Origin of the sequence: Vibrio sp. D431a (genome assembly GCF_030248655.1) — a bacterium.
GTDB lineage: Bacteria > Pseudomonadota > Gammaproteobacteria > Enterobacterales > Vibrionaceae > Vibrio > Vibrio alginolyticus.
The window spans coordinates 17,961-32,172 of sequence record NZ_JAHGAP010000003.1 but is presented as its reverse complement, the minus strand read 5'-3'; the positions used below and the strand labels follow the sequence as shown (position 1 = coordinate 32,172).

Sequence of the window (14,212 nt, the reverse complement as noted above, 5' to 3'; positions counted from 1 at the left end):
TTTTTAATTTTTGAAGCCCTTTTGTGGATAATGATCGCGTTAGCGGTACTCTTTATGATGCTAAATACTGCTGATAGAGACCCTTCGTCAGGTTGTTTGCTTTTTTTAATTAAAGGCATTTGCAGTCAATAGGTTACGGTCAAAATGATTCACGCATTAAGAGTTCTAACAATTTCTATTTCTGCTCCTACACAAGCGAATTTATAATGAAACCCAGATCAGAAAAACAAAAGAAAATCAGCCGTCTTGAGATCATTTTTGTCTTTATAATCTCATCTTTTTTGTTAGGTAAAGCTCTGTATTCTATTTGTCTCATGGAAGAAAGCCGTAGCAGTAGATACAACATAACAATGTTGGAGCAATATACTGTCGACGTAGAAAATGGACTTGCGCTCCTAAATGAATTCAATCTTGATGACCCTTACGATTTCGATCATGCCCAAGGGATTGAGTTAAATGCAGACAAGATAAGTAATCTGCTGAGAAAGTTTGTCTCTAGAAAACCAGAGATGGTTATTGAACAATACTTTGATGGAGTTAAAGATGGCATAAGAGCTTACGGGGTCTCAACGGATTATGAGAGCTGTAATGTCTTCTTTTACAAAACTTATGAAGGGAAAATTGTTAGAGAAGTGACAACTTCAGGTTGCTAATGAAGTCAATGAGACATCTTTTAAGCCCAAAAATCGTATTTACTTCGTTTTTTACACTGTTCACGATCATTTTTCTGATACAGATATTAAATTCATATTGTAAGATGTGCACGCTCGAACCCTCCGAAAAAAGGCAGGTTCTGTACACTGTTATCGATTCACTGAACAATCTAATTGATGAATTCGAGACTCAGGAATGCAATACAGCAAAGAGGACATCAGACTTGCAATGCAAGGAAGGAAACCTCGCAATTAATGCTACAAATTTGTCTACAATTTTAGACTTAAAGCATTACAAAGAAACGGCATATGAACTTTCATTGAGAGATGCTTCTGACAAAAACCGCAAAGGCGTCGTCATTTTTTTTGAAAGGCTCGCCACTTATCGTTGCCATCTTTTCATTTACAACGATGTGAAAGGAAGTCCTATCATTGAAGCTAGGATGTCTGGATGTTAGTTAATATAGGGTTTTACATTGATTTCATGTATAAAAAAACGCGGCCTATCTATAGACCTATTTTTGGGGCTGGGATTTGCGATGGTAGGGGTCTACTTAGCCTTTGTCACTGTAATTAAACAAGAAAGAGTCAATTTTCTTCAACATAGAGAAGATGTTCTCGTTGAGCGAATTGAATTGTTTAACTCTGCGTTTTACAGAGAGCCAGAGTTGATCAATGGGGTGAAGAAAATTGGCAACAAAACGGTTTCTTTCCATGAAAGTTCTCTGATTATAAGTGTTGCGAACCTAACTACACTTTTTGATTTGAATATTCTCAACAGCGACAAATTCGAACTTTTGTTTGATGACCACAAGTCAGAAGGCAATAACGGAGTTATGTTTTACATTGATGGTGTTGATCCAGAAGAGTGTAACTTCTTTCTTCTAACAGATCAGAAAGGCCATCCTTACGTCAAAACTACTTACACTGGCTGTTGGATTATCTAGAGGAAATTATGAGATTAGCGTGCTCAAAGTGCAACCAACTACTTACTCACGACCTTCGCCCCGTTAAAGCCCACAATGCCTATTGCCAAACGACTCTGCCAAAGTATGCCCAGAGCCGGAGTTGGATGAAGCGTGGTGTTTTTTACACTCTTAAGGGTCAGACGTATAACCTAACCTACAAAGATTCTGGCCTCTATGGTTATCATGCCGTAATTAAAGAGCGAGACTATGTTTGCGTTGGGGATTCTAGTTTATTGCAGGGAGTGTTAAACGAGAATGGCTCAAATGCGGGTTGTTGTAACTTTGGTATGGGTCATGAATTGAAGTGTCCGTCGTGCTGTCTCCAGATGGGGGAGTTGTATCTAGACTGTTTTGAGAACGGGACGGTGAAGCTTTTTACAGAGTCAGTTCAGCGCGTTTACGGGATACGTAATGAAGATGGTTTAAATGACAAACCACTGAATTAGGCGTAATAGCTTTTCATTTAAAAACTTGTGCCCAACATTTAGTTTATTTGTAAAAAAGGGCTTTTAACTTTACGGCTGCGTGCAGTATGTTAAAAGCTACTTAAAATTTGTCACGCGGAATCATCTAGATCATAAAAGGAAAACAGCAATGACTGAGATTAAGCACAAGGCTACTATTGATAGTATATTTGAATGCTTTTTTGAAAGCTGGATGGATGAAGATGACAAAAAAAACTTCGTTGATTGCTTTCTGAATCAATCGGGCAAAACTATGGCTGATCTGGATAATGATATTGAGATTGGTATCAGGAATGGCTATTCAGTTGAGCAACAAGTAAGCCTCATAAAGATGGTAATCAAACCCGTGTTATCTGAAGATAAGCAGTGAGTTGGGTGTTATTCAACTAACGCGGTTCGCAATGTGTTTGCCAACTATGTTTCGATCGTTGAGGGTAAGCACGACAGGGATTTTCAACTCATTAGTGAAGAGTGAGTATACGATTTAACCAATACTCACCCTAATCCGCATATCTAGGCTTGTTTAATCGACATGTGCAAGTCTATTTCTTCTTAGAAAGCTTAGACATGAATATCGCTGCCCCTTCAGCTAAACACGTTTGTGCATTTTGAGCCACTTTGGTTTTTATGCCTGTACTCAAATTGATTGCTTCAGCCAATCTATCTAGTGATGCACCTGAGCCAACTACCGTGATTCCATTTTGAATTAAGTCGCTTGCCATGTCATCGCGTGCTTCTTCCATGACTTCGAATATACAGTTAATAATTGCATCAACGCATGGTGCAATTGCTTCATGGACATTCAACTTGGTTAACGTGATCTCTACAGGCGTTGGTGTTCTTTTGATGGTTCCGGTGACTGTGACGAATTCACCTTGATCTTTATCGTTGTAGTACACGGCACAACCAAGATGATCTAGAGCTTGTTCTGCTGCCCTTTCGCCTATCGAGTATTCTGTATCTTTCTTAACAAATTGAGCTACAGCGTTTGCAAAGTCATCATACCCAACGTTTACTCGCGCTTTAGAGTGCACCTTTCTCATTGAGAGGATGCCAACTTCGGTGTATGTGCTGCTTATGTTACAGATGATAGATGCGTTACAAGATTCAATATCAATTCCAGCGCCGTATGCACCAGCAACAAGTGATGAAATAAGGCTTACTGATTTACATCCCGCAGCTTCAAGGGATTCCTCATATACCTTGGTTTCTGCCGTTGTGGCTTCGTTGGGAGTTACAACCAAGATGTTTGGATATAGGCGAAGCATGTTTTTGCGTGAGTAGATATCTCTTAAGAAATACTGAAGCATTTTTTCACAGTATTCTGGTTCAGCAATCACGCCGTTTGTTATTGGCTCAATCACTCTAACGCCTCGTGGCGTTTTACCGCGAACATTGTTAGCCTCTTTGCCGACGTACAGACAGTTATCTGTTTCATCTACAGCAACAAGTGAAGGTTCATTAATCTTCATCCCTTCATTCATCTTGTAGATTACCGTGTTACCACTTGTCATATCGATCGCAAGATCGTCAATTGTGAAATAGGAAATCATCCTTTTGATCTTATTAAGCATCTCTTTCTCTAATGTGTATTTTCAGGAAATATAGGAAGCTGATGGCGTAAATGCTAGAGCTATCAAAGAACTCCTGAAAATTAAATCCGCAGCCAGTTACGGTTCAATGTACCATAGTAGAGGTTATTGATTTGTATCGAGGTTATTGCAGTAAGCGCTTATTGGCAATTTGCTGTTATGAGTTTTAGTTTGTTATAACTTAAACAAAATGTTCAAGAAATCCCCTTTCAATCAACTTGTCGATGCTTTGTTCAAAGCCTACGTTAATTATTCAAAACAAACCAATTCAACCACTATAATCAACAAGAACGAGTTCGAAGAGCTACTTGCTTCGTTGTATTGCGTCGTTGAGCCAAGCAATGCTCTTGATGTCAGCTTTAAAAAAGTCATGAAGGGAGTAAGCGATTCAATTGCTTGTAAAGAAGTATCTTTGATAAATAAACATACTCTCGTACTTGAGCGGTTTGCTGAGTTACTAATTGAGAAGGCGGATAATCCACAGTTCTTTGGAGTATACTCACTTAGCACGTCTTTTATTTCGTGCTTTCTTACAAAGGATTTTGGGTATCAAACAATGTTTGGTTTTAAATCACGCCGTAAGGTTAAGTCGATACCTTTACCCCCACTAGATGAGTTACATAATACACCAACCATGTATGCGGGAGATCTTGATAAGTTCGTATCTGAAACAGTTCAGTTTAATAGCAACTGTTTAAATAATGGGTCTATATGGTCAATCTACAAGAGTTCCCCCCAAGAGGTTGTTGATCAGCTAGTGGATAGCGGTTTTGAACGTGATTCCATACTCGTGTTAAAAGAAGGAGAAAAGCCAGAACACAAACTTTATGTAGGAAGTAATCCAAAGGAACTTATTTTTGACCTACTCCATATCGAGGTAGTCAAGGATAAGAGAATTCAGATAGAGCGCTATGACATGCTTTTCTTATGTTTATCTTATCTGCTTGAAAAGTTTTTTAAATCGAACCAAGGTGAAGACGTATTTCCTTGTACTGACGCTCTGTCGTTGAAGATGCTTGTTAATCACCTGAAAGAAGATATGTACTGGGCTCTGTCAAGTATGCAAGATATCGATATTTGCTTAGAAAGAATGAATAAATTTAAGTGTTTCTTTGGCCTAAACTTCGATTCGACTTCATTTGCCTCTGATTCCTCTATTAGTGAATGGGAAGTCTTTTTGGGGCACGCGCTTAAAGTGATTGATTTGATGAAAGAGTATTGCTCAACCACCCTAACCGTTGGTGCTTATTCTCTAGTTAATGATGAACAGGCAACTCCGAGACATTTCATCTGCTCCGGTAGGCGGTTGTCGCTTCTAACGACGGCATTGGCTAAATACGAGCAGTTTGGATCGGAAAGTAGAGCTAGTGACAAACCTTTATTTGTTGAAGTTGGTATGGATTTGATACATGGTATCGCGGTGTTGCCAGCGCAGTCTAAGTGTCAAAGGCTGAGGTTAAATATCTTTATTTCCAAAGAGTGTTGCGAGGCCGAGGGTAATGACGATGTTCGTGCTGAGATATCTTCATGCATAGCAAACTCTTCTACAGTGGTTTTAAAAGGAGAAAATCGTCATAGTAGGTTTGAGAGAGATCTAATTAATCGTCGATTAACTGGTGACCCTTCAGCTAAAATCTCAATTAGAGCAGGTGAAAGCACTTCTTTGTATGGCAGGCTATTTATAGTTTAACCGTGGTGACACGCTTTTTTTAAGTAGAGACCTCAGGAATGGTCTCTATTTTATTGGAATTGTGCTTGGTTGTTTAAGTTGCTTTACATATGCAATGGTGTTTACACTCATAAAAAAATGTCAAATCAAATTCCTGTTCTACATTTAAGTGCTCTTCTTCACACAAGTTATCTTGGCTTCTTAAGTGGATATGAAACAACAAATCATGCTCTATCTTTGAAAGTATTCCAGCGTATATTTACAGATACACTTCTTTCTCTAGAACCGTCGTTTATAAACCGAAACGCCAAAGTCTCACTGGGAAGGATTAACCACTTCCTCGAATCAAAAGAGCCAAAAAATTCTGGTAGACAGATTGTGTCACTATTGGCTTTTGCTAGAGCATTGGAAAACTACCACACTCTTTCTTGTGATGATGGTTGGCTATTATTCACAAAGTTCGAAGCAGTTTACCAATCTGCTGATTTTAATATGCGAAACCTGCTTGGTTTTAGACGAAGCTTCACGAAGCAAGGGTATTGTACTGATCCTTTAGGTGTGACCATTAGCTCTAATGACCCATATGTCATGTATTTCGGCAATCTTGGGGAATTAGTGGATGATGCAATAGAGCTTAATAAACTCAATATGGATATGGGGTCATGGTGGTGCATTCCGGAAATCTACGAATCAAGCATCAAGGCGTCTCTTGTTGATACTGTTTTTGATACCACAGAGATTTCGGTTTACAGAGAAAATGAGACACCAGATCGAAAGTTTTATGTCAACCCGACAAACATTGATCTAATTGTAGACATCATTGCTCCTTACATAGAGAGTCTTCGTATCAATCAACTCCAAAGCGATCGTCACGTTATCACTTTATCGTATTTGCTTCGTAAGCACCTTAGTTTAACTAACCCCCAACTCCCAAGTAGACGCGACTTATCACTCCGCGTGCTTTGCAATTACTTAAAAGAGGATGTCCGAGATTCTTTAAGTAACTCATATGGTGAGAATGAGTCAGTTGCCATGATCGCTTCATTCAAAGACTCTTACATGCTCGACTTTGAATGTTGTGACTCCATGGATGTGGAGGTTAAGAAGGAATGGGATAGCGTACTCAGGGGTATTGATGAGATTCTTAATGTTATGGATTACTACATAACTTTTGATGAGCAATGCACTGACACATTCAATCCCAAAACAATCATCGAACAGAAGGATTTTTGTCATAGATTGTTTGTTGGTGATAGGTTATCGGCGTTGGCACATACGTTGTTGAGTAACCAAAACTACGATGAAGATACTTGTCAATTGGAATACAATATTAACCCTGTAGTGAATTCAATTCCTCTTTTTGTAGAGGTTAACAAGTTTTCAACTGACCGTATTGGCTTTTTAGCTTGCGATAGAAGTTCTAGACGAATCTCAACCAATATCTTTGTGGACGATGACTTGTTTCACGACGAAAGCATGAAAATGAAACTAGATGATGTTCGCGCTAGCTCTTCTCTTAAGATTGTAGGTAGTTACAAACTTATTAATGCTCCCTACAAATGTAATTTGCTGGACAATTTAGTGTCGATAGATCAAGGTAAAACTACATTCTCAAAGCTTACCAAAGTTTCAGAAAATCCGTGTTTTTGTAGGGTTGTGGTCGTTTGATGTTATCACATATAAGTAACATCCAAAGCTAGATTGAAAAGTCTCTTATTAAATTAAAAAGCCCTCTTCCTGTAAAGAAAGAGGGCTTAAGTGTAAATTGAACTACAGCGAGAAGGTTGCTCCCTTTGTAGAGGTTATCTTCTTTTTAGTCTGAAAACGGTTCTACGAATATAGAGTGAGTTGAAAGGAATACCCAATCTTTGAACTTTGAGCTCCAAGACCCCTCTTCTACTTTATCTCTCACAATTAGCGGAATCGTCTCTACTAATTGCCCTTCAAAGTGAACTTCAAGCCTACCTACTTCGATAACGTCATCAATTGGAGCGAATAGTTTTGTCCCATAGTCGCCGTTGCTTTCAAAGAAGGCATTTAATGAAATACGTTCGTCCTGTGTTTCGTGTGTTGGTAGTGAACGCGGGATAGTCATAGTGTAATCGTAAGCAGGATAAGCAAAAACTTCTTTCTGAGCGCCGTAGAAAACAGGTAATGCGTGTACAGGTGTGTCTGCTTTGACTGGGGTTACGTTATGAAAGCGGCGGAAACCATAGTTAGTTAAGGTTTTGGCAGTTGTAAACCTTTGCTTAGAGCTGTTTGCTCCCAATACTACAGTGGTTACTCGACGATTATCTTTCTTGAAGCTTGTAGATAAACAATAACCTGCTTTAACTGTCCAACCTGTCTTCATGCCGTCATAGTGTGGGCTTTCGAACAACAACGCATTTCGGTTCTTTTGAGGAATGTTATTAAACGTAAATTCTTTCGAGCTCATTATTTTGTAAAGGTCTGGAAACTCCTCGATGATGGCTCTTGAAAGAATTGAGAGGTCTCTTGCCGTTGAGTATCGCTCACCACCATTTTTATAACCAGAAGCATTTGCGTACAAGGTGTTGCTCATGCCAAGCTTTTCAGCATAAGCGTTCATTAGCTTTACAAATTGCTTTTCACTACCTGCGATGTGCTCAGCGAGCGCTAATGCAGCATCATTACCAGATACAATCAGCATACCGTTTAAGAGTTCACGAACCGGAACGTGGTCGCCGACCTCAATGAACATTCTGGAGCCTTTTGCCTTCCATGCTTTCTTAGAAACTTTAACTGGTTCATCTAGAGATAAAGTGCCACTTTTTATCTCGTTAAACGTCACATAGGCCGTCATGAGTTTAGTTAAACTTGCTATGTCGCGCCTTTCGTCAGCTTTTGACTCGGCGATCACGCTGCCCGTTTTGTTGTCGATGATGATATAGTGATCCGCAGAAACAGCCGGAGGCGGAATCACTACTGCATTAGCAGCATTTACAAATAATGCCACTAACAATGCTAATCCTTTTGTTGCCTTCATATTGAAAATTCAGAAAACCTTAAGTTGTGTAGTACAATATAACTGAAATGAAAATAAGATAATTCCATGTCGGAGACAACCGCATTTAACCTGCCACAGGGGTTGCAGGGTAAAGTAAGTGTTAAAATCGCCCCAATTATTAATAAATCAGTATTCCGTTGCATTAATGCAAATAATGCAGGCGTGGTCTATGTCGTGTCTGGGGACAGCATTGACCGCAAAACAGTAGATCTTGTTGTTTATGATCCAACTATTGATGTGGACAAAAAATCTACCCTTGAGACCTACGAGCGACGCCGCTTGGCATCCGTTGAAATGGATGTTAACAAATTAACGGATCTAAGGCACCCCAATAACCCAGATGCACTAGATGTTAAATCTGCAATCAGACGTCTCAATATTGAATTGAACAAATCGTCGTATGTTGAAACATCAGGTGGAGTCGTACTCGACGAAAACAGCGCTCGTGTTAGCCTAAGTTCCGTACTCCCGAATATCTCAACAAATTACTGGTTAAACTCAGGTGCCAGATTCTTTGAAGTTGATTATTCCGGCATTAACTTTGGCAGACACAAAAAAGCAATCAGTTCCCCACTGTCCGTTTCGATTAGCGCCCCTTTCTATAATGCCCTTCGTGAAGAGCACACGGTCAACGTGACAATTGGTTACCATGATCCTAAAGTTCCTATCACAGTCCAAAGGAAGTTAGGTAAGCTTAGTTTCCCTTCCGTTTCTTTTGTGTCTGGCAAAACAGTCGTAAAGGGCGCGTGGAATGATAAGGACGATCAGGACATAATGAAGTTTGTTCAACGAGTCGTCAAAGATATTGCTGAGTTCAAACACTTTGAAGGTTGGTTCCCTAGGAAAAAGTTATCCCGCTCGATCGCTTATCATAGTGGTCGCAAAATTAATGCTGAGTTCGTTTATCCTGAAGGTAATTCCAGAATGACGATCCCAACAGCTTTCATAATTGAAACGCTTAACGATCAAGAGTGCTTAAAGGTAACGGAAAGACCGAATTCGGGGTACGGAAAGTCAATGACGCATCGCGTTGAATCAATGGATGGTAGCGAGACCGTTAAGCTTACATTTATTCCAATGGAAGATGTGATGAACAGCGATCTGTCTTTTGATGGATACGTCGATGACTATAAATCTTGGAACCGAAACAGTGAGTTTAAACGCGGCTCTGTTAGTACCCGACTTGAAACTCTTGTGTCACAGCTATATCAAGCAGGCATCATGACCTTCAACAGTGACATTAAAAGTGTGGCTGACGCAATTGCATTTATACAGCATGAAGCGGAAGCAAAGGGACTTGATAAGATTAAGTACAAAAACTCTGGTTCTCTTAAAGCAATCGCCAGAAACGCCCCACCAGCTTACGGTGATGAAACGTCGCTATCGTTAGAGCAATTGTTTGAAAAGCGCGGCTTATCTAAAGAATCGTTATCTTACTGTATTAACAATGGACTTGTTCAGATGGGGCGTCATCCTGATGAATTTAGAGGTGGGTCTGAAAACTTAGCGATCGGTAACAACACAGACTTAGTTAATCCACGCAAAATCATTGCACAGCAGTTCTTTTCAGAACAGTCCAATGGGAAGATTTTTAAGGCTTGGGCGTCAAACGCAAATTCAAGCAAAGCATCATTTAATGTCGGTGACCCGCTAGATGCAGAAGATTTGATTATGACCGAGGCAACGTTTGATGCTATTGCACTACGTGACCTGTTCATAAGATGCGGCATCCCTGTCGAAGACAAGCTTATTTCTTCTGTTAACTCGACAGCGTACCTCTCTGGGTTCTTTGAGCAAAACTTTGGCATATTGTTACCACAAGAAAAGGATGTAGAGAAAGGGGTTGTTGGCTACGTCCTTGAGCAAGCGCCAGTAGAGTTCCTACGAGAGGAATCTGAAGTTGCGGAAAAGCGCACCTCTATTGTTAAAGGTTTGGCTTCATATGAGAGCGTTGTGTTCGTGCATTCAGGTACTGAAGAGTCTAGAGCGAAGTATGAGTGCCTGACTAACGTGCTGAAAGGAGATCTTCAGGTAACTCTTGATAAGAACAAGGGGCGCTACTTGACAGGTAACTACGATTACATGCGTAAAAACATCAAGCACATCATTATTGATGAGACTAACTTTGATGAAATTATGGCTGATGCAGGTGTAAAGTTCACTAGCAAGAATGAGCCGATGTACTTCTCAACCAAAAAACAAGAAAGAAAGCCTATTTATAACTCAGAAGCTATCGAATCAATGAACTTTGGCAAGCAGGAAGCTTTGTCGACCATTGAAGTCGCTAAGTCGCGTATCAAGGCTGTAATGCCTAACCTTGAGCGTGCGTATTATGGGTTTGATAATGATGGCCCCGGTCTTTCTAGCGCAAAAACGTTCTGTAACCTGACTCGTGAACTTGGGTTTGGTGGGCATTTGATGGCACCGCCATTAATGTCTAAAAAGTCTTTAGATGTTAACTTGTCGCAGTTACAAGATGTGTATGACGACCTTGACCTTGACAATAAGGCGTTGGTGAAGAAACTTTGTAATGATTCTAAGGTTAGCCCTTTTGATATCGTAAACGACTGGAATGATCTAACTAGACTAGATGATAGCTACACAAGGAAAATCGAGGGCTACTTCTCGGCGGCGTTAAGTGGGATGCTTGACGATGATACCATGTTCGAAAGCTTTGTTAAGACAGCTAAGGCTGTTGACTCAACTCGTAAAGTGGCTGAAGACATTTTGGAAGAAGAGGCTTTGAAGGCTGCTAATAAGAATCAAAGAAACAACAAGCGTTCATTTCGTTAGTCTGTAGCATTATCACTATTAAATTACTAACCTACTCCCATAATTTGTTAATCCGAATATGGGAGTTCTTATATGAACCGCAAGGTTTCCTTCTCGGCGTGTTTGCTTGGATTGATTTTGTTTGTGTCAGCTACCATTGGAGCTTTCCTTAAAATCTCACCACTACAAGAGATCATGCCTCGAATCACTTATGGTATCGACTTACAAGGCGGACATAGGGTTGTTTTAACTGTCCACGAAGACCAAATCATGGCGGGTATACATCGTCAAATAGAAGCTCTAGTCAGCAGCCACCTTGTTAGACCATCCATCAACTTTACTGCAAATGGTGATATTGCCAATATTACACATTTAGGTAGCTTTTCACTGAAGGGAGATTCTTTGCTTGATGTTTCAAAAAGCTTCAAAGAAGAGGTTTCCTTCGAGTACCCTGAGTTAAGAATCAGTTATGTAGGTGCAGATATCCAAATATCAGGTATAAGAAATCTACTTGATAAAGAACGTAACTCTATTATCTCCAATAACATCCAAGTCATTAATTCTCGCCTAAATGCTATCGGAACAGCCGATGTGTCAGTTTACAAACAAGGCAAAAACAAAATAGTTATTGAGTTGCCTATGGGTGTTGATTACACAAAGACAAAGCAGTTACTCCTATCGACTAGTCAAGTTAACTTTTACTTGATGCCAAATGGTGCTAACTCCGTGCAAATGGAGTATCGCGGCCTTCCTGTATCACGAAGCTCAACGCCTTTTATTAGAGGCGAATCTATTGTAGAGGCATACGCAGGAATGGATCAAAGAACAGGTGGCGTTATGGTTACCGTTAAATTGGACAATCCGGCAGCTACCATAATGAGCGATGTTAGCGGAAAGAATGTAGGAAAACCAATCATCACAACTCTTACACAATCCCTCATAGACAAGGATTCTAAGCAATGGGTGAAAGTTGAAGAGGTTATAAATGTTGCCAATATTCAAACTCAGCTAGGCAGAGTATTTCAAATCTCTGGAATTGACTCACTTGAAAAAGCTAACTCCTTAGCAGTTCAACTGAAGTCAGGAGCTCTAAGTGCACCAATGACTATTGTTATGGAGCAAACCATTGACCCACGCTTGGGGGCAGACAATATCGAGTCAGGCGTTAAGGCGTTTGTGGTAGGGCTTGTACTCTTGTTTGCCTACATCATATATCACTACAAGGTTAGAGGTGTTATCACCTGCCTTACGCTTGCAGCTAACGTGTCACTGATTACCTTCTTGCTGGCGATTATGGGAGCCTCTTTCACGCTTACTGGGATCGCAGGTCTTGTATTAACAATGGGTATAGCTGTAGACGCAAATATCATTGTCTTTGAACGTTTCAGCAACGAAACGAATGGGAGTGAAGATGGGCTTCGACAAGCCTTTGAAGAAAGTTTTTCAACAATTATGGATGCCAACATCACGACGCTACTAGCATCAATCGTTTTGTTTAATGTTGGAAGTGTCGCCTTGAAAGGGTTCGCCGTAACTTTGGGTGTTGGTGTTGTGTCCACTCTAATCACAGCGTACGTAGTAAACAAGTACCTACTGGTTTCTCTAGAGTCAATAAATAACAGTGAGGTGAAAGATGTACAATCTAATGCTTAAGAACGAGTCAAAGCTAAAATTTCTGGTGCTGGTGGCTGTTCTGTTAAGTGCTCTAACAATCATGATGAAGCCACTCAATTACGGAATAGAGTTTTCGGGTGGTACTATCATAGAAAGCTCTATGTCTCCAGATGAGTTAAGCAATGATGTGTTTAAATCAACAGGTGTTTCCGTAGATGGGAGTGAGCACGGTTCTACTATCAAAATTTCAAACAACGCAAAAAACAAAGTTGATGAAATACGTACTGTGATTGGCAAGTCTGAGTTGTCACAAGAAGTCGTTGGGGCTGCTCTCGGCCATGAAATGATTAAGGCTTCGGTTTATAGTTTGATAATTGCCCTGCTCGCTATGTCGGCCTACCTCACCATAAGGTTTAACGTGATAATGGCGACATCAGCAATGCTCGCTTTATTGCAAGATATCTTGATTGCGGTCGGCGTGCTTTCGTTGATGGGCATTGAAATCAATACGCTTATTGTTGGGGCACTAATGACAATAATTGGATACTCGATTAATGATAGTGTTGTTACCCTTGATAAGATTAGAGAGTTACAACGTAATGGCGAACTGACTCAAGAAACTCCACTATATGAGTTAGTTGTAGGTGTTATATACAAGCGCACGATGATTACCAGTACATCTACCCTAGTCGTATTGATTGCTCTTGCGGTATTTGGTGGTAATGCACTCTTTGGTTTTTCAATAGCCCTGTCTGTTGGTGTTATAAGTGGAACTTTGAGTTCTCTTGTTGTTGTACTAGGCATTTGCGGTATGGTCTCGAAAAATAGGCCAGCAATTATTAAATTTCATAAAAAGCCATCAATGGAGGGTGACGTTTGATGAAAAGATTGATGTTAGCTGTGACTGTATTCATCTCAGGGCTAGCTTCTGCGGCTCCTTTAACACTGAGCATGTATGAGTCTGGTGAAATCGCAAGTGCAAAAATTAATCTTCCGACAGAAACTTGGGCTCAGAAATCGGGGATCACAGAAAAGTTTAACGGGTTGACTCTAGTTAAAAACAAAAGGTATGAAGACGCGATTGCATACGTTCAATCGCAGACCTATATACATAAATACAATCTCAATTCTCTGGTTAAACATGGATTTATGCTAGAGTACATGATTCAAAATGCGGACAACCAGAATCAACTAGATGATATTGTCGGCAAGGTGAATCATGTTGAGATGTGCTTGTACTTCGCATATGACGATAGTATTCGTTTCGTTCAAGATCGAATGATTCGAATGCTTACTGATGATGACAATGCTTCAGATAGATTAAAAGCGGCCACAAGTTACATGACTGGTAAAGTTTCTGAATTGAACATTCCCGAACAAAATTTAAAGCTTCAGATTGTTCAATGCGGTGAATTGGTAAAATAAGAAAACCAGTAAATCAATGAGACCATG

Annotated in this window: 12 protein-coding genes; 10 read left to right on the top strand and 2 right to left on the bottom strand. The window is 40.1% G+C overall.

Annotation, left to right across the window (positions count from 1 at the left end):
- Positions 1-206: 206 nt before the first annotated feature.
- The 4 genes from KJB35_RS04390 (at position 207) to KJB35_RS04375 (ending at position 2,455) form a co-directional block, all read left to right on the top strand.
- Entirely contained in the window at positions 207-653 is a 447-nt protein-coding gene (locus KJB35_RS04390) for a hypothetical protein (protein ID WP_285469290.1), read from the top strand.
- A 539-nt stretch (positions 654-1,192) separates the two neighbouring features.
- Positions 1,193-1,600 carry a hypothetical protein gene (locus tag KJB35_RS04385; RefSeq protein ID WP_285469289.1) on the top strand — a complete coding sequence of 136 codons (408 nt, stop codon included), beginning with the start codon at positions 1,193-1,195 and terminating at the stop codon, positions 1,598-1,600.
- A gap of 8 nt (positions 1,601-1,608) precedes the next feature.
- Positions 1,609-2,067: a hypothetical protein gene (locus KJB35_RS04380; RefSeq protein ID WP_285469288.1), complete on the top strand. Its 459-nt coding sequence runs from the start codon at positions 1,609-1,611 to the stop codon at positions 2,065-2,067.
- Between the two features lie 148 nt (positions 2,068-2,215).
- Positions 2,216-2,455, top strand: coding sequence for a hypothetical protein (locus KJB35_RS04375; protein ID WP_285469287.1), 240 nt, complete (start codon positions 2,216-2,218; stop codon positions 2,453-2,455).
- A gap of 172 nt (positions 2,456-2,627) precedes the next feature.
- Here KJB35_RS04375 and KJB35_RS04370 read toward each other — a convergent pair whose 3' ends face one another.
- Complete coding sequence (locus KJB35_RS04370) at positions 2,628-3,659, bottom strand: rod shape-determining protein (RefSeq protein ID WP_285469286.1); 1,032 nt, start codon at positions 3,657-3,659, stop codon at positions 2,628-2,630.
- A gap of 208 nt (positions 3,660-3,867) precedes the next feature.
- Here KJB35_RS04370 and KJB35_RS04365 point away from each other — a divergent pair, with 208 nt between their 5' ends.
- On the top strand, positions 3,868-5,367 hold the full coding sequence (locus tag KJB35_RS04365) for a hypothetical protein (protein ID WP_285469285.1): 1,500 nt from the start codon (positions 3,868-3,870) through the stop codon (positions 5,365-5,367).
- Between the two features lie 117 nt (positions 5,368-5,484).
- Positions 5,485-7,014, top strand: a complete 1,530-nt coding sequence (locus KJB35_RS04360; protein WP_285469284.1) for a hypothetical protein — start codon at positions 5,485-5,487, stop codon at positions 7,012-7,014.
- A gap of 145 nt (positions 7,015-7,159) precedes the next feature.
- Here the strand turns inward: KJB35_RS04360 and KJB35_RS04355 are convergent, their stop codons facing one another.
- The gene (locus KJB35_RS04355; RefSeq protein WP_285469283.1) at positions 7,160-8,353 is read right to left on the bottom strand and encodes a D-alanyl-D-alanine carboxypeptidase family protein; all 1,194 of its coding nucleotides are present in this window, start codon (positions 8,351-8,353) and stop codon (positions 7,160-7,162) included.
- A gap of 66 nt (positions 8,354-8,419) precedes the next feature.
- Here KJB35_RS04355 and KJB35_RS04350 point away from each other — a divergent pair, with 66 nt between their 5' ends.
- The 4 genes from KJB35_RS04350 to KJB35_RS04335 all read left to right on the top strand — a co-directional run bounded on the left by KJB35_RS04350 (position 8,420) and on the right by KJB35_RS04335 (position 14,185).
- A complete protein-coding gene (locus tag KJB35_RS04350; RefSeq protein ID WP_285469281.1) occupies positions 8,420-11,167 on the top strand; it encodes a hypothetical protein in 2,748 nt (915 codons plus the stop codon).
- A gap of 72 nt (positions 11,168-11,239) precedes the next feature.
- On the top strand, positions 11,240-12,799 hold the full coding sequence (secD, locus tag KJB35_RS04345) for a protein translocase subunit SecD (protein ID WP_285469280.1): 1,560 nt from the start codon (positions 11,240-11,242) through the stop codon (positions 12,797-12,799).
- Positions 12,780-13,640 (top strand): protein translocase subunit SecF, encoded by an 861-nt coding sequence (gene secF, locus KJB35_RS04340; protein WP_285469279.1) that lies wholly within the window; start codon positions 12,780-12,782, stop codon positions 13,638-13,640. Before secD ends, secF begins: the two co-directional genes overlap by 20 nt.
- Positions 13,640-14,185: a hypothetical protein gene (locus tag KJB35_RS04335; RefSeq protein WP_285469278.1), complete on the top strand. Its 546-nt coding sequence runs from the start codon at positions 13,640-13,642 to the stop codon at positions 14,183-14,185. The genes secF and KJB35_RS04335 overlap by 1 nt, the downstream gene beginning before the upstream one ends.
- The last annotated feature ends 27 nt before the right edge of the window (positions 14,186-14,212 follow it).